The 16,834-nt window shown below is 61.2% G+C and carries 13 protein-coding genes; 5 read left to right on the top strand and 8 right to left on the bottom strand.

Features of this window, described 5'->3' with window-relative positions; translation table 11 throughout:
- Both gatA and gatB read left to right on the top strand, forming a co-directional pair.
- A partial coding sequence (gatA, locus tag FVQ81_09970) for an Asp-tRNA(Asn)/Glu-tRNA(Gln) amidotransferase subunit GatA (GenBank protein MBW7996871.1) occupies positions 1 to 1,130 on the top strand: 1,130 nt, incomplete at its 5' end.
- On the top strand, positions 1,127 to 2,575 hold the full coding sequence (gatB, locus tag FVQ81_09965) for an Asp-tRNA(Asn)/Glu-tRNA(Gln) amidotransferase subunit GatB (protein ID MBW7996870.1): 1,449 nt from the start codon (positions 1,127 to 1,129) through the stop codon (positions 2,573 to 2,575). The genes gatA and gatB, both read left to right, overlap by 4 nt.
- Here gatB and FVQ81_09960 read toward each other — a convergent pair whose 3' ends face one another.
- The 3 genes from FVQ81_09960 to FVQ81_09950 are packed head-to-tail and all read right to left on the bottom strand — an operon-like array spanning position 2,576 to position 7,299.
- Positions 2,576 to 3,274 carry a HEAT repeat domain-containing protein gene (locus FVQ81_09960; protein MBW7996869.1) on the bottom strand — a complete coding sequence of 233 codons (699 nt, stop codon included), beginning with the start codon at positions 3,272 to 3,274 and terminating at the stop codon, positions 2,576 to 2,578.
- Positions 3,252 to 5,063, bottom strand: coding sequence for a hypothetical protein (locus FVQ81_09955; GenBank protein ID MBW7996868.1), 1,812 nt, complete (start codon positions 5,061 to 5,063; stop codon positions 3,252 to 3,254). Before FVQ81_09955 ends, FVQ81_09960 begins: the two co-directional genes overlap by 23 nt.
- The gene (locus FVQ81_09950) at positions 5,023 to 7,299 is read right to left on the bottom strand and encodes a hypothetical protein (protein MBW7996867.1); all 2,277 of its coding nucleotides are present in this window, start codon (positions 7,297 to 7,299) and stop codon (positions 5,023 to 5,025) included. The genes FVQ81_09955 and FVQ81_09950 overlap by 41 nt, the downstream gene beginning before the upstream one ends.
- A gap of 161 nt (positions 7,300 to 7,460) precedes the next feature.
- Between FVQ81_09950 and FVQ81_09945 the strand changes: the two genes are divergently transcribed.
- The 3 genes from FVQ81_09945 (at position 7,461) to FVQ81_09935 (ending at position 10,915) form a co-directional block, all read left to right on the top strand.
- Positions 7,461 to 8,450: a hypothetical protein gene (locus tag FVQ81_09945; protein MBW7996866.1), complete on the top strand. Its 990-nt coding sequence runs from the start codon at positions 7,461 to 7,463 to the stop codon at positions 8,448 to 8,450.
- A 164-nt stretch (positions 8,451 to 8,614) separates the two neighbouring features.
- Positions 8,615 to 9,571 carry a hypothetical protein gene (locus FVQ81_09940; protein MBW7996865.1) on the top strand — a complete coding sequence of 319 codons (957 nt, stop codon included), beginning with the start codon at positions 8,615 to 8,617 and terminating at the stop codon, positions 9,569 to 9,571.
- 339 nt (positions 9,572 to 9,910) lie between these two features.
- Entirely contained in the window at positions 9,911 to 10,915 is a 1,005-nt protein-coding gene (locus FVQ81_09935; protein ID MBW7996864.1) for a hypothetical protein, read from the top strand.
- Between the two features lie 273 nt (positions 10,916 to 11,188).
- On the opposite strand, the gene gcvT is transcribed toward FVQ81_09935, so the two are convergent.
- The 5 genes from gcvT to FVQ81_09910 form a co-directional block, all read right to left on the bottom strand.
- Complete coding sequence (gene gcvT, locus FVQ81_09930) at positions 11,189 to 12,301, bottom strand: glycine cleavage system aminomethyltransferase GcvT (GenBank protein ID MBW7996863.1); 1,113 nt, start codon at positions 12,299 to 12,301, stop codon at positions 11,189 to 11,191.
- Positions 12,298 to 13,260: an ornithine carbamoyltransferase gene (gene argF, locus FVQ81_09925; protein ID MBW7996862.1), complete on the bottom strand. Its 963-nt coding sequence runs from the start codon at positions 13,258 to 13,260 to the stop codon at positions 12,298 to 12,300. Before argF ends, gcvT begins: the two co-directional genes overlap by 4 nt.
- A 47-nt stretch (positions 13,261 to 13,307) precedes the next feature.
- Positions 13,308 to 14,813: an ATP-dependent protease ATPase subunit HslU gene (hslU, locus tag FVQ81_09920; GenBank protein MBW7996861.1), complete on the bottom strand. Its 1,506-nt coding sequence runs from the start codon at positions 14,811 to 14,813 to the stop codon at positions 13,308 to 13,310.
- A gap of 16 nt (positions 14,814 to 14,829) precedes the next feature.
- Positions 14,830 to 15,378 carry an ATP-dependent protease subunit HslV gene (gene hslV / locus FVQ81_09915; protein ID MBW7996860.1) on the bottom strand — a complete coding sequence of 183 codons (549 nt, stop codon included), beginning with the start codon at positions 15,376 to 15,378 and terminating at the stop codon, positions 14,830 to 14,832.
- A gap of 504 nt (positions 15,379 to 15,882) precedes the next feature.
- The gene (locus FVQ81_09910) at positions 15,883 to 16,785 is read right to left on the bottom strand and encodes a tyrosine-type recombinase/integrase (protein MBW7996859.1); all 903 of its coding nucleotides are present in this window, start codon (positions 16,783 to 16,785) and stop codon (positions 15,883 to 15,885) included.
- Between the last annotated feature and the right edge of the window lie 49 nt (positions 16,786 to 16,834).

Genomic DNA, 16,834 nt, shown 5'->3' with positions numbered 1-16,834 from the left:
CCTACGACGCCCACGTGGTCGAGCGCCTTCGCCAGGCCGGGATGATCGTACTGGGCAAGGCCAACATGGATGAGTTCGCGATGGGTTCCTCCAACGAAAACAGCGCCTTCGGACCGGTCAAGGGCCCGGTGGAGCCCGACCGCGTTCCCGGCGGCAGCTCGGGCGGCAGCGCTACCGCGGTGGCGCTGAACCTCACTCCCTTCGCCCTGGGCAGCGACACCGGCGGCTCGATCCGTCAGCCCGCCGCCTTCTGCGGAGTGGTGGGTCTCAAGCCCACCTACGGCCGGGTATCCCGCTACGGGCTGGTAGCCTACGGCAGCAGCCTGGACCAGATCGGACCGCTGGCCCGCACGGTCGAGGACGCCGCCATGCTGCTACAGGTGATCGCCGGCCACGACGACCGCGACTCCACCAGCGCCGATGAACCGGTGCCCGATTTCAGCGCATCTTTGGGTAAAGGTGTAAAAAATCTCAAGGTCGGTCTGCCCGGAGAGTATTTCCCCGACGGTCTCCAGGAGAGCGTGCGGGAAAAAGTGATGGCCGGGGTGGAACAGCTCAAAGCCGGCGGAGCGGAGATTGTCGATCTCAGCCTGCCGCACACCGAACACGCTATCGCCGCTTATTATATTGTCGCCACCGCCGAGGCCAGCGCCAACCTGGCCCGCTTCGACGGGGTCCGCTACGGGCACCGCAGCGAGAAAACAGGCGAGCTGCTGGAGATGTACCGCAACAGCCGCTCCGAGGGGTTCGGCCCCGAGGTCAAGCGGCGGATCATGCTCGGCACCTACGTGCTCAGCTCGGGATACTACGACGCCTACTACCTCAAGGGACAGAGAGTGCGCACCCTGATCACGCGTGATTTTACCGAGGCGTTCAAAAAGGTGGACGTCCTGCTGACTCCCACCACGCCCACCCCCGCGTTCAGGATCGGCGAGCTGGTGGACGATCCGGTGAGCATGTACCTCCAGGACATTTTCACGGTGACGATCAACCTGGCCGGAGTGCCTGCGGTCAGCGTTCCCGCGGGCACGGTGGACGGGCTGCCGGTGGGCGCGCAGGTGATCGGCCGTCATTTCGACGAGGAGACCGTGCTCAGGGTGGCGGCCAGCCTGGAAAGGGGTTGCCAATGAGCGACCGTCAATGGGAAGCGGTGGTGGGCCTGGAGGTCCACGCCCAGCTCAAGACCAGAACCAAGACATTCTGCCGCTGCAGCACCCATTTCGGCGATGAGCCCAACAGCCATACCTGTCCGGTGTGCCTGGGCCTGCCCGGCGCCCTGCCCGTGCTCAACCGCGAGGCCGTGGAGATGGCTGTCCGCACGGCGCTGGCATTCGGCTGCACGATCCACGGGAACTCGATATTCGCCCGCAAGAATTATTTCTACCCCGACCTGCCCAAGGGCTACCAGATCAGCCAGTACGAGAAACCGTTCAGCAGCGGCGGCTCGGTAACCGCCCGGCTGGAGGACGGCAGCGAGCGGGAAATCCGGCTGACCCGGATCCACATGGAGGAGGACGCGGGCAAGAGCAACCACACAATCAGCACCTCGGGCACCGCGGTCGATCTCAACCGCTGCGGCACCCCGTTGATCGAGATCGTCAGCGAACCGGATATCCGCACTCCCGGGGAAGCCTACGGCTACCTTCACCGCCTGCGCCAGGTACTGCTCTACCTGGGGGTCTGCGACGGGAACATGGAGGAGGGCAGCCTGCGCTGCGACGCCAATATCAGCGTGCGTCCGCTGGGCCGGAAGGAACTCGGCACGCGCACGGAGGTGAAAAACCTCAACAGTTTCCGCGGCGTGGAAAAGGCGATTGGCTACGAGGTCGAGCGGCAGATAAGCGTGCTGGAGTCCGGCGGCCGGATCGTGCAGGAAACCCTGCTCTGGGACGCCGACCGTCAGAACGTGCGTTCGATGCGCTCCAAGGAGGAAGCCACCGACTACCGCTACTTCCCCGACCCCGATCTGCTGCCGCTGGTGATCGAGCAGGAGTGGATCGACCAGCTCCGCGACAGCCTGCCCGAGTTACCCGGCCAACGCGAAAAACGATTCGGCGAGCAGTATGGCCTGCCTGCTTACGACGCCGAGGTACTGACCGCCCAGAAAGAGGTGGCCGATTATTTCGAGCGGACTGTCGAGCTGTCGCCGGGCACGGAGCCGAAGAAGGTCGGCAACTGGATCATGGCCGAGGTGATGGCCGTGATGGCCGAGCGCAATATCGGGATCGACGAGGTGGGCGTGGCCCCGCAAGCTTTGGCCGGGATGTTCGCGCTGGTTGAAAAAGGCACGATCAGCGGCAAGATCGCCAAGCAGGTGTTCGAGGAGATGGTGTCCAGCGGTAAATCAGCCGATGAAATAGTGGAAGCCGGGGGGCTGGTGCAAATCTCGGACGAGGGCGAATTGCGGAGTATCGTGGATAAAGTAATTGCAGACAACCAGCTACAGGTAGAGCAGTACAAATCGGGAAAGGATAAAGTATTCGGCTTTTTCGTGGGCCGGGTGATGAAAGCCACCCGCGGCAAGGCCAACCCGCAGGTGGTCAACGAGCTGTTGAAAGAGGAGTTGAGCAAATAATCATTGCCGCCGCAGGAGCGACGGGGCAGGTGTCGAACCGTGCACTTGCAGGCATCCGGCGGCGGTCAGCCTGATTTGCAATACCGGATCATCCAGCAGGGGCCGGACGGATTCTATCAACCGTTCGGCCTTTTTTCCTGCCGGCGGTTGCCGCCGGATCAGCTCACCAACCGTCCAGACAGCGGCCAGCCGGACATGCGGGTCTTCGTCGCCCAGCAGCGGCTGAACCAGTTCGAGCGATTTTTCCGGCTCTCCGAACGCAGCCAGGCAACGCAGGGCGGGAACAGTCACCGCGCGGGACTCTCCCCGCAGATACGCGGCCAGACAGGATTCGTCGCCAACCTGCCCCAGCTTTTCGAATAACACCAGCAGACGGGCGGTTTCGCTCTCCGTGCGGCCCTTTTCATCCAGCCTATGCAGGACAGCCATCCGGGCAGGCTCGCCGATTCGCTCCAGGCCCTGTCGCACCACCTCGAACCGCCAGGCCCAGGGTGTATCGGCCAACTCCAGCAATTCACTCGCCGAACCTGCACCCCCGGCTGAAATCCGCCTCAGCAGGCTGTCGAAAGCGGCCGGTGCGCCGAACATCACCTCCGGACGCGCGGCCCGCTCCACCAGCGGCAGGATTTCCGCCCGCGCTGTGGTGCAGCAAAGCAGCCCGAAGAAGTAGAGGAAGCTAATTGTCCAGCGGCAGATCAAGCCTGACCCCCCAGGTGCCGTTTTCCTTGGATTGACCGTCAGCGCGGACGTCTCCGCAGGTGTCGTCTCCGCCCATCTCCAACAGGAACCCCAGTCCCGGCAGTTCCCAGGTCCTGCTGCCCGCTCCGCCGGTTACCTGCCCGGCGGCGGGATAAGTGTCGTCACCAGAGAGTTCCAGCAGCAGCCCGGCCCCGCCGGTCCCTCCCGCGCCGCGGGAGAACCGCACGCTGCTGTAGCTGTCGTTCCCGGCGGCTTCCAGCAAGAACCCCCAGGCGCGGTCCTCGCCTGCTCCCTGACCCACGCCTTCCAGTGCGTAAGAATCATCGCCGCCCAGGTCCGCCAGCGCCCCCGCGGCCATGTGCAGTCCGCAGCCCTGGGCGTAGCGCTCCGCCAGATAGACGTCTTCCCCGCCGCCGCTGATCAGCAGACCGAACCCGCCCCAATAGCCTGCTCCCTGACCCAGGTAACTGATTTCGAACCTGTCCTCGCCTGCCCGGTCATAGAGCATGGCGCGCCCGCCCGAAGCCAGCGGTCTGAGCCCGGCTGCGCAGCCCTGGGCGAAACTCTTGGTCGCTCCGTCCGCCCGGTAGTCCCGGTAGCGTCCTCCGGCCGAATAGGTATCGTCACCCTCCAGATCGGCCAGCAGGCCGCTGCCGGCTGCAAAACCGGCTCCCTGGGCGCCGAAATCCGCGCGGTATTCATCGTCGCCGCTGCGGTCCACCAGCGCACCGGTTCCGAAGAACGATGCACCCTGACAGAGATACGCGCCAGCGTAACTGTCATCTCCCTGCCGGTCCACCAGCACGCCCACGCCAAGCGCTCCGCAGCCGAGCGAGAACGGCCCTGCTTGATAGGAATCGTCGCCGCCCAGGTCCTCGAGCCAGCACAGGCCCATGACCGCGCCGCCGAGGGCCTGGCCGCCGGGGGCCGAGTAGTGGTCGTCGCCGCCCAGATCCACGATCATCCGCACGGACGGCCACTGCCCGGAAGAAATCTCGTAGCTGTCATCGCCGCCCGGATCGACAATCAGCATCGGCCGGCCGCGGTAGGAATCCCGGCCCGTTGTCCCGACAATGATCTCACCCCAGAGTGTCTCGAATACAACAGGCTTCGCGGGCCAGTCGGGTCCCGATCCATTACCTTCGGTCAGCTCGCCGGCCGCGGATGCCAGCAGCGCGGCAGCGGTTTCCAGCCGCCGCAGGTCGACCCGTTCCGCCAGCTCGACCATCCGCTCCACAGGGTAATCAGGCCACTCGTCGCGCCAGAACTCGAACCCGCTAACCAGCCCGCGCAGTCGGGATTTCTCCGCCGGGCTGAGCAGGACAAACGCCGAGCGCAATTCCTGACTCGCGGCCGCTAAAAAGGCCAGCGCCCGGCCGGCGCGTGGGAGATACCGGTCCAGAGAATCGGCTGCGGCAGCCAGGCTGGACTCCAACGGTCCGGGTGATATCCGAGCCGAATCCTCAAGTTGGGGCAGCCGCAAAAACTCCCGTATGCCCTCAGCGGTTGCGCAGTATTCGCAGACAGTGGAAATTTCGCGGGCAAAAGATTCAAGGTCCAGCCGGGCAAGTTCCGCGCCCGGCGAGGCGGCATTGCGCTGGCTGGAAATTACCGGGATAACCTCGGAAGCGGATATGGAGAGATGCGAGAACCCGTCCGAGACAGCGCCCGCGACCGAATCGGCGAACCGGCCGGCGAAAGATGCCGAAGGGACCAGGATCCAGACCAGCAGCAGGGCTGTCCACCGGTCACTGATTTTGGAGCCTCTGGCGCAGCTGGCGGGCGTCATCAGCGTAGCGGCCCTCCGGTTGAACTCTGACGTTCAGCAAAGTATCGAGCCTGGCCAGAGCGGCCGCACTGTCACCCCTGGCCAACTCTGCCGCGGCGGAAAGAAAGTAGGTACGGGCATATTCGCCATGCCGCCTGCTGATCCGCTCACGGTGCGGCTGGAGGACAGCCAGGGTTGAATCAGGCTGGCGGCGCTCCCACAGAAACTTCTCGGCCAGGATCAAGCCGACCTGAAGGCTGCCCGCGGCCTGGAGGTGATAAGATGCCTCGCCGAACCTGTCGCGGGTGGAATCGCTCAGGCTGATCAACCCGATCATCGTATGGTAGTTTCCATCGATACCGGGTGGATAAAGTTCTCCGTAGCGAACCATGTACTGCTCGGCGCACTTATAGTCCCCCTGCCGGAAACAGTACTCAGCCAGATGGCGGTAGGGGGGCGGAAAATACGGCGCGGCATCGATACTTCGCTCAAAATAAATCCGGGCAGTGGTCGTGTCGTGGGCCAGGAATCCCAGCCAACCCTGGACGAACTGCATCTCGAAGCGGTATGGTAACATCTCCGCTGCCTCGCCGTTGGTGCGCAGACTGAATCCGAGATCGAGGGCGTGCTGCCTGAGCGCCATGGAGAACTTGTTTTCCGCCCTCAAAATCCGGACAGCGCCCCAGGAGCCTAAAACAGCTAACAGCAGCAGCACGATAAGTATTGTTTTAACAATCGCTTTTCGAGTGGCAATCTTGATCTCTACCACTCCGCAGGCACCATCTCCTCCACAGCAGGACGCCATCAGGAGTCCGGCCGTGGTCCAGACCATCAGGCCACTGGTAACAGTCTGCAACGGGAAAGTAAGCATGCTGTTGGCCAGTACTCCCGCCAGACCGGCTGCCGCGCCAAGTATCAGGTAGAATGTCCGGTTTTCACTCGGGTCGCGCAGAGACTTGAGAGTACTCCATCCCAGCATGATCCAGAAGGCGGCAAACAGCACAAAACCCAGCCCTCCTAACTCCACCAGGACCTGAAGATACTCATTGTGAGCCTGCTCGGGAATCAGCGACCACATGGTTATATCGGGAGGCCGCAGGCTGAATTTCTCCCAATGTCTGGCTGTTTTATACCGCGGAAACTCTGTCACGAACTGGCCAACACCCTTACCAAGCAATGGATCATCAGCCACCATCGCCGCATCGGTTTCAAGAAATACAACGCGCGAATAAACATCGATATTCTCCGTGCTCCGCAGGCTGGCGAACCTCCGCTGCCAGTTCTGCCAGCCGCCGGAGAGAACGGTTGCCGCTTTACCGCCCCAGCGGGAACCCGTATCCGTGAAACGGACATACACCCCACCGGCAAGTATCAGCAGGACGAGTGCGAGCAGCGCGTGTTTCCAGTACTGCTTAGCCGTAATAACTATTGTCCGCCGACGGAACAGGACCAGCAGCAAGAAGAACAGAGCGGTTGCACCTGCTGTCGCCACCAGGCCGGACCGGTTCGCCGCATAGGTAAAGCAGGCCAGTTGCAGCAGCAGTCCGCCACCCAGCAGAATCGCCGCCGGCAGACCGGCCCGCCTGCGTGTCAGCGACTCGATCAGCGCACCCAGAGTCAACGGGACAGTCAGCACCAGCAGGTGAAACAGGAAATTGGGGTTGCCCTGGTTGGATGTCAGCGGGCGGTAGTTGTCGATAACCTTCCCGCCGCCCCAGACCTCCTTGAAATGCGGATAAACAAGCTCCCTGAGCGGCTCCACTGCATCCAGCAGCAGGCCCCAGCCGGCCAGCACCGAACCCACTGCCGCCACGAACAACAACAGATTGCGAATCTTTTTGCCACGGTACAGATACCACGCATAAAACATGGCCCCGGCCAGCACGGAATAATGCAGCATTCGCTCGGCGGCCAGCCAGGGATTGAGGCTCCAGGTAATCGAAACAACGCCCAGCACAAACAGAGCCACCAGCGGCAGGGCGGGCCGCGGCAGGGAGGCGTCCACAGCGTCTCGCCGCCCGACCAGCAACCAGCCGGCCCAGCCGGCCAGTGCCAGGCAACTGATCAGTTCCACCGCGAACAGCTTGGGCGTCTCGAACCCGTCGAAGAAATTTTCAGGGAACCACAGGGTTGAACCGGCCAGCAGAACCAGGTAGAACACAACCTTCAACACCCCGGCGGCATCTATTTGCCACGAGGCTGGCTCGGCTTTCCCACGTTTTTTACTATTTCCTCTTCTTGCCATTACTTGCTCCATTGGTTCGCAAGTTACGGGCTAAATATAAAGCCGCTCGATGGAGTTTGCCAATCCGCCGTCAAGGGTCAGTCGAGTTTTGCTTGTTTGACGGATAGCCTGTCTGTATCTTTTAATTATCTTGATCGTTTAACCGGCATATCATTTCAGAAAAGGCGAGCCAGGTGCATTTCCTGCGGGGTAACCAGGAACATATCCAGGGCCGGGCCGTGATATTCATGGACCTCAAACAGCCCGGAGATTTCGGCGGGGAAGCCGGAGGGATGAACGCGCTGGCCGTGTTCTGCGCCGTCAGCGAACTCGATCTGCTGGAGCTGATTGTCCAGGTGATGCACCTACCGCGCGAGCACTCCCGGTTGATTACCCGCTTCTACAGACGCTATTTCGAGGAAATCGAAAAGATCAAGCACAGTTTCCCGAAGCGGATTTCGCGGATTATCGATGAGGTGGTCGAGGACGAGGAGGACGAGGTCGGCCAGCAGATTATCGAAAGCTTCCGCCAGATGTTCAGCCGTGAGCTGAAGGGTGAAAAAGCGGAGGACGATGACGAGGCTGCAGCGAAAGACAGTAGAGAAGAAGATGATACAGGCCGTACCGGGCACAAACTGCCTCATCCCGAGTTCTACTCCACGATGATTCCACTGCCGGCCCGCGATTTCATCGAAGCCTGCGTCGCCTACCAGCCGGAAGACGGGCTGGATTTCGATATAATCGACCTGGAACGCGCGGAGATGCTGGAGGTGGCCCACCTGGTACTGGACGCACACAGCAGACTCTACGTGGCCGATTTCATGAACCAGAAAGAACGGGAAATAGAACTCCCCGATCACAAAAGCTACGAATCACCCTGCAAAAACTACAAGCAGCTTTCGCGCGACGAGTTCAAGCGCCTGCTCACCGAGCTTTCCAGCGAGTTGATGTTCCTTTCCGAAACAGGACGGCCCTCGGATCGCGTGTTCGCCGACCTGAAAGCGATCACCAGCGGCAGCTACCTGCTGCGCGAGGTGGTGAACTTGTACAACATCAGCACCACCCAGGACCCGAACAAGATCAAGCTGATGGACCTCTACTTCCGTAAAATATTCTCGCTGATCGACGAAGACTACATGTCCGCCAAGGAGGTCCAGGAAGAGATCCAGCAGTTCTCGCCGTAGCCCCGACACTCCAGTCAAATTTATTGGAATCCCATACCTGCTTGCTTTCGATTCAATCTTTTTATATACTTAATCGCCCCCCAAGACAGCGTTTTACCGTTCAAGTCCGTGCAATCAATTCGTGTCTTTACGGCTGATTTGTCCATATCGGCAAGGAACGGAACATGCGATCTCGGCTGAGGAGCGGACGCATTCAGGTTTTAAGTGGATTAATTTTTTTACTGTGCGCCAACTTTACCCCGGCCACCCCTAGTCACCCCCTCTCCTGCGCTGAACAGACAGGCGCCCTGCTTGCCGCCGGCGATACAACCGGAGCGCTGGCCGCCCTCGATAACAAGCTGCGGGCCAACAACGAGGACCACGCCGCCCTGCTCGAACGCGGCTGGCTGCGCCTGGAGCTTGACCGGAAAGACCTTGCCGCCGAGGATTTTAAACTTGCATTGGGTTCAGAATCCGGGGACTTGAGAATCTCGGCCTATATCGGACTTGCCTGGTGCAGCCATGTGCCTGGTAAACGTCGTTCCGTAGCTATGGGTTATATTCGTCGAGCGCTGGCGGTCGACTCCGGAAGCAAGGAAGCTCTCTACGCCAAGACGATGATCATGCTCGATTTCGAGCCGACCACCGATGACGTCCGGGTGGCCAAGCGCGCCCTGTTCCGGTTGCTGGAAACAGATTTCACCTACCGCGATGCCTACCGGCTCTGGCGGGACGTGGTGATGGACCGTACCGACAAGGAAATCCGCAAAGTTGATAAGCTGCTGGCCGCCTACCTGGACACCCACCCCGACAGCGCCTCATGGCGCCTGGACCTGGCCTGGGACCGTTACCTGGTGGAGAGCGCGCAGGCGGCTTTGGACGAACTGGCCGCGCTGGAGAACCTCAACCCGGAATTCAGCCACCCGGACCAGCTCTTGCTAAAGTCCCGCTGCCGGCTGGAATCAGGCGACACCCTGGCTTTCCAGAGCCTCTACTGGCAGGCGGTGGACCTGGCCGGCCAGACCGGCCAATTCGACAGGCTGATCACCGAGGCGGCCACCATATTCACCCCGGAAGACCAGGATAGGTTCGAGCAGGCTGTCGCGGACGGCGCCCGGCAAAAATTCCTGCACTTCTTCTAGGCCAATATCGATCCGATCAAGATCAACCCGGTCAACCTCCGGCTGGCCGAGCATTACTACCGGCTGGCGTTCGCCCAGCGCAATTTCCGCCTCAATCAGCCCCATAACCTGTTCAATACCAGCGAGGATGCCAACAGGCTGCTGGGCTTCCAGGGAACCATTGGGGAATACCATTCCGAGAAAACCACATTCGGTCCAGGCCACCCGGCTGGCCTGGATCAACGCGGATTGCTTTTCGTGCGCATGGGGCCACCCGAAAACTGGCATGGTAAGGTACCTTATCAAAATTTTAAGATGAACTACAGTGAAAGTAAAATATTTTGGAAAATGACGAACTCGATGCAAGTTTTTTGGTACGACGGGGTACCTTTCTTTTTCGAAAAACTGCCGCTTGTGGGTGATTTTATCTACAGGCCGCCTGTTTCAAAAACACCCGGTGTAGCCAGTTTCTGGAACATCCAGGACTCGATTCCCGCCATGCTTACGGGAGTCGGCCGGTTTGGCGACATGCAGAAAACGATGACCAAACAACGCTTCAACCACCCGGATATCAACGAGAGCATGGAATACTATATCGCCCAGTTCGCCGCGCCGGGCATGGATGGCATGGAGATAGAAATCTACCAGGATGAAGTCCTGCCACAAAACACCGTGCCCACCGGGGCCGAGGCCGCCTCCTACGACACCCTCTGGGTGGAGCGCGAACGCAGACAGAGCGGGTATTTCCGTATTCCCGGCGAGCGGGACAACCGCTGGGTGGCTGTCCACAACCTGCACTACCCCACCGGCAAGGCCAACTACGCAATCAAGTTCGCCGCCGGCCAGGAGACCTGGAACGGCCGCGGTACGTTGGATATGCCCCCGTTCGATGCCACGTTCCTCCAACTCAGCGCAATTGTCCTGGGCCTGGACCCGCCCGATGAGGCCAGCCCGGCCCACGAACGCCAGGGAATCCGCTTCATCCCGCGGCCCTCCTTCCGCTTCCGCCAAGGCGAACGGATCAGGGTCTATCTCGAATTCTACAATCTCGCCACCGGACCGGAGCGCAAACGCAGTTTCCGGGAATATGTCGATGTGATCCGCTACGAGGGCGGCAACGGGATCCTGGGCCGGATAACAGGCTCGCTGATCGGCATGCTGACTTTCGGCGGCGAAAAGCAGGCCACAGAGATTCGCTTCCTGTTCGACCGCGAGGCTCCTCCAGGCGAGGGTCCGGTGGCCGAATCCTTCCTGATCGACAGCTCGGAACTCCTGCCCGGCACATACCGTCTGCTGGTCGAGGCGCGGGATAATGTCAACGTATTCTGGGACGATGAAGCGGTGATGTTCGAGATTTACGACTGAGAAACTCTGGTAGCCTCTAAAAGCAGCCTGACGTCGTGTGAGCTAAAAAGACCGGGCCGGCACGGACTTTGCCGAAACCGCCAGGGATGGGGAGGCCGGGACGGCGGCGCAAAGCAAAGTCCGTGCCGGCCCGGCCTGGTGCTGTTTTTCGTTCCGCTTTAAACCACCATGAAGCTGTTCCAGCCTTCCGGCCATCACTCACAAGCAAAAAACGGGCGCAGGAGCGGCAAGCTAATTCGTCACAATCTTGACGAAAGCACAGCCCGCAGGAGCTCAAGCCTTGACTGTACCCTGCCGGTAAAACGGCTGCCGGACCACCTCCACCTCCACCATATTCTTGCGCAGCTCCATCTCCAGCTTTGTCCCGGGTTCAGCCAGCTCGGCGGGCAGGAAAGCGGTCCCGATCCCGGCTCCCAGGCTGGGTGCCGGACCGCCGCTCACTAGATTTGCGACTAGTTTGCCTTTGTGACGAATCCCGTAGCCCGGGCGCGGGATCTGCCTGGCCGTCGAAGTTTTCAGACCGCGCAGACGAGTGCCGATCCCTTCCGCCTTCTGCTGCACCAGGGCAGCCTTGCCGATAAAATCGTCTTTGCTCAGATCGACTGTCCAGCCCAGGCCGGCCTCCAGCGGAGTGTGCTCGCTGTCCAGTTCGTGGCCGTAGAGCGCATAGCCCATCTCCAGGCGCAGGGTGTCGCGAGCGCCCAGGCCGCAGGGCTTGACTCCGGATTCCAGCAGTTCCCGCCACAGATCGCCCGCCTTCTCGGCCCGGACGAAAATCTCGTAGCCGAGCTCGCCGGTGTAACCGGTGCGGCTGATTAGGGTGTCCTCGCCCAGCAGCTCGTAGCGGTCCATCCAGTAGTAGGCCAGCTGTTCCAGACGGCCGGCGTCACGGTCGGACAGCAGATTTTTCAATATCTGACGCGAATCCGGTCCCTGCAGAGCGACCAGGGCGAACTGTCCGGTGATATCCTCCAGGCTGCAGCCGCCCAGTTCCCCGCAGCCTGCTTCCATGTGCTCGAGATCCTTGTCCGCGTTCGCCGCGTTGACCACCACCAGATAGACACCGTCGCGCTCGCGGCCCACCAGCAGGTCGTCGATCACACCGCCATCCTCCCGGAGCAGCATCGTGTACAGGAACTTCCCGTCCTCCAGCGCAGCGCAGCGGCCGGTTGTCAGGTAATCCAGCGCGGCGGCGGCACCCTGCCCGCAAACGCGGAAGCGGCCCATGTGCGATACATCGAACATTCCGGCCGCGCCGCGCACAGCCTCGTGCTCCTCGATTATTCCGCTCACCGACACCGGCAGCCGCCAGCCGGCAAACGGCACTATTTTTGAGCCGACAGCCAGGTGCTGGTCATACAGCGGCGTTTTTTTCAGCTCGCTCACGCAATTTCCATTCCGGTCAGCTTGCCGGCGATGTCCGGCGCCAGCAGCCTGAGGATCACCGCTTTCTGGGCGTGCAGCCTGTTCTCCGCCTGGTCGAACACGCGCGCCCGCGGCCCGTCGATAACCTCATCCGTGATTTCCTCACCCCTGTGGGCCGGCAGGCAATGCAGCACATAACAGGTGTCCGCCGCATTGGACAGCAGTTCAGCGTTGACCTGGTGGCTGATAAACACTTCCCGACGCGCTGCGCTTTCTTCCTCCTGCCCCATGCTCGCCCAGACGTCCGTATAGACAAACTCCGCTCCCGCCACCGCCTCGGACGGATCGCGATGGAGGCTGAACGCCCCCCCGCTCTGGTCGGCCAGTTCTCCAGCCCGCTTGATAAACCGCTCGTCCGGCTCGTAGCCTTCGGGCGTGGAAACTCTCATATCGAGTCCCAGCGCGGCCGCGATCAGCATCAGCGAGTGGCAGACATTGTTACCGTCGCCCACGTAGGCCAGGCTGACCCCGGGGAATTTTCCGCGGGACAGTTCCTCAACGGTAAGAATATCAGCCACAGCCTGGCAGGGATGTTCCTCGTCGCAGAGAGCGTTGATCACCGGCACCTGCATGCTCTCGGCCAGCATCCTGACCGTCTCGTTGCGGAATACCCTGGCGGTGACGATATCGACCCAGCGCTCCAGGTTGTGCCCGACATCCGGTACGCTCTCGCGCTCGCCCAGCTTGACTCCGGAAGCCTGAAGCTCCAGTGCGTGGCCACCCAACTCCACCATCGCCAGCTCGAACGTTACTCTTGTGCGCAGGCTCGGTTTTTCGAATATCATCGCCATCGATCGTCCCACCAGCGGCCTGATCTCCTGCGGCGTCTTCCGCACTTTTTTCAGCCACGCAGCCAGCCGGATTGTCTCCCGCAGTTCGGTGGGACTGAAATCGCCGATTGAAACAAAGTCCCTTTTCATAATCCTCGTCTCCGCTGCACTAGAAGATAAAAAAATATCGTTTCTAATCAGAGGATGTACTTGCGCAGGTCCTCGTCCTGAACAAGCTTCTCCAACCGCTCGAGCACGGTCTCCGCGGTGATCGATATCTTTTTCTCCTCGCGCTCGGGCAATTCAAACAGCAGATCCTCCATCAGGGCGAACATCACCGTGTGCAGCCTGCGGGCCCCGATATTCACCATCTTCTGGTTCAGCAGCCAGGCTGTCCGGGCCACTTCGCGCACGGCGCCGTCGTCGAACTCCACCGTGGCGCCCTCGGTGCGAAGCAGCTCCACGTACTGGCTAACCAGCGCGTTTCTGGGCTCGGTAAGAATCCGGTAGAATTCCTCCTCGCTCAGGGCCTCCAGCTCGACCCTGATCGGAAACCGCCCCTGCAGCTCGGGGATCAGGTCGGTGGGCTTGGTCTGGTGAAACGCCCCGGCGGCGATAAACAGCACATGGTCGGTGCGCACCAGGCCGTACTTGGTCGGGACATTCGAGCCCTCGACAATCGGCAGGAGGTCGCGCTGGACTCCCTCGCGGCTCACATCCGGGCCGGTCTTGGATGAGGGTCCGGCAATCTTGTCCATTTCGTCGAGGAACACGATCCCCGATTCCTCCACCCGGTCGATCGCCTCGCCGATCACGTCCTCCATGTCCACCAGCTTCTGGATTTCCTCGCCGATCAGGATCCGGCGCGCCTCGGAAACGGTCACCTCGCGCTTCTTCTTACGCTGCGGCACCATCACCTCCAGCATCTCGCCGATGTTGACATCCATTTCCTCCATGCCCGGCAAGTTGAACATGTCCATCATCGGCAGGCCCCGGGTGGAGAACTCGATTTCAACCTTGCGGTCCTCCAACTTTCCGGCCTCGAGTTTCTTGCGAAATTTTTCCCTGATCCTCTCCCGCCGTTCGCGAGGCTCATCGTCCTCCGCTTCCTCGATCACTTCCTCCACCTTAGCTTCATAAAGCTGTTCGCTCACCGGAGATTTATCGGCCAGGCGCGAACTGCGCTTCCGCTCCGGGACAGGCGGCAGGAGCAGGTCCAGGATTTTCTCCTCGGCAGTCCGGGTGGCTTCTTCCTCCACACCCGCCTCGCGGTCGTCGCGGACCATCGAAACGCTCAGCTCCACCAGTTCGCGGATAATCGACTCGACATCGCGGCCCACGTAGCCGACCTCGGTGAACTTGCTGGCCTCCACCTTGATAAACGGCGCACCGGCCAGCCGGGCCAGGCGACGGGCGATTTCGGTCTTGCCCACCCCGGTCGGCCCGATCATCACGATATTGTTGGGCAGTATCTCCTCGCGCATCTCCTCGCCCACGTTCTGCCGCCGCCAGCGGTTGCGCAGGGCAATCGACACGCTCCTCTTGGCCTTGTCCTGGCCGATAATATAACGGTCGAGTTCCTCGACAATCTGCCGCGGCGAGGGTTCGGTGGAGAGGTCGATCAAACATTCCTCGTCCTGGCTCCCGGTGCTGCGGTCGGCTGGTTTCCCGTCGCCCGCTTTTTCGATTTTTTCTTCTTCCATCTTCCCGCTTCCGCTCCTAAAGCTCCAGTACCGTTATTTCCCTGTTGGTGTAGATACAGATATCAGCGGTGATCTCCAGCGCCGAGCGGACAATCCCGCCCGCGCCCAGCTTGCTGTGGGCCACCAGCGCGCGCGCGGCGGCCAGCGCCATCGTGCTGCCGCTGCCGATCGACATCACCCCGTCGTCCGGCTCGATCACGTCGCCCGTGCCGCTGATCAGAAAGCTGTGGTCGCGGTCGGCGACTGCCAGCTGGGCCTCGAGGCGGCGAAGGTAGCGGTCGGTGCGCCACTCCTTGGCCAGTTCCACCGCCGCGCGGGGAAGGTTGGCCGGATGGTCCTTGAGCTTGGCCTCGAACTTCTCGAACAGCGTCAGGGCGTCGGCCACCGAGCCGGCGAACCCGGCCAGCACCTTGCCCTCCTGCAGCGTGCGCACCTTGGTGGCTCCGCTCTTGAGCACCGAGTCGCCCAGGGTTACCTGGCCGTCGCCGCCGAGAGCCAGGTGGCCGTCCTTGCGCACCGCCAGAATGGTGGTACTGCGAATCCTGTTTCCCCCGGTCTGTTCCATCTCGCTATCCGCCTGTGCAGTGGGAAAATAAATTGAGAAAGAAATAAATCTACTAACTTCTGTCCGTCTTTTCAATATGGGTGTTCGATTCGAGTATCCCACACTCCGGAACCGAACCAGTCAATTTCCGTGAACGTTTCTCCCCTGTCATGTGCTCTTCTAGAGTAATGATCATTGCACACCTAATTTTACCTATCCATCTTAACAGGAGAAATCACCGTGTTCAAAGGTATCATCTTTATTATCGCTGCTGGTTGCTAGCGGACTTTCCGCCGCACTCGAACCTGACCCGGTACAGTCAAAAACCAAAATAGTACTGGACAAAGCCTCATACCTGGAGCTGGCCAGGCAATGGAGAAAATATATCGAACAGGAAGGTGAAAGTGCGCGTGCGCTGACAAACCTCACGCGCGCCTGCCGCTACATCGAGCAAACCGAGGCCGCGAAAGCGGCCGCTGAAAAGGCCGTGGCGGCGGTCGGCGATATCTTTCAAGATGACCGCGCTTAGCTTCCGCTGCGCGGGTGTGCCTGGCGATGGACCTGGCGCAGGCGCTCGACCGTGAGGTGGGTGTATTTCTGGGTGGTGGACAGGCTGTCATGGCCCAGCATCTCGGCAATCGAGAGCAGGTCCGCACCGGCTTCGAGCATCCCGGTGGCGAAACTGTGGCGCAGCGCATGCGGCCCGACGCGGCGGGAATCACCGGCGCGGGCGCAGGCCTCGGCCATCAGGCGCTGTACCTGACGGCGGTCAATCCTTTTGCCGTTTCCGCCCGCGAACAACGGGTCGGCCGGACCGTAACTCCCCTGCTCCCTCCGCCGGGCAGCCAGATACCTTTCGATAGCCTGTTGAGCTTTCCTTCCCACCGGCACCAGCCTCTCCCTGCTGCCCTTGCCCAGCACGCGCACGGTTCCCCGCGCTGAGCTGTAGCCGGACATATTCAGCCCCACAAGTTCTGACAGACGGAGTCCCGAGCTGTAGAGAAGCTCCAGAACCGCTCGCGTCGTCAGGTCCCTGAGCGAGCGGCCGTCGACAGACTCGATCAGCCGCCGGGCCTGCTCGGCGGTGAAATATTCCGGGCGCCGTTTCTCTGTTTTGAGCGATACGAGTGAAGAGGCGGGGTCGGATTGGAGCAGCTCGCAGCCGGAGAGCCAGGAGCAGAACCCCTTCAGCGAGGCCATCTTACGGTTGATCGTGGTTTTGGCCAGCTTGCGGCGCGACAGCCAGCCCAGCCAGGCGCGGAGTTCGAGTCTGTCCAGGCTGCCGGGAGCCGGGTCCCTGACCGCGCGGTACTCTTCGAGGAAGGCGATAAACTCGCGGAGATCGCGGCCGTATGCGGCCACTGTGTGGCTGGAGTAGTTGCGCCGGCCGGCCAGGTGGCGAAGATATTTTTCGAGGTTTTCCTTCATAACTCACCCTGGACACGAGTTAGTCAAACCTGCAAAAATATCCTGCATG

The organism is Candidatus Glassbacteria bacterium (genome assembly GCA_019456185.1).
In the GTDB taxonomy this organism is placed as follows: Bacteria; Gemmatimonadota; Glassbacteria; order GWA2-58-10; family GWA2-58-10; genus JAJRTS01.
Note: the sequence above shows the minus strand (reverse complement) of the source record. Positions and strands in the feature narration are given on the sequence as shown.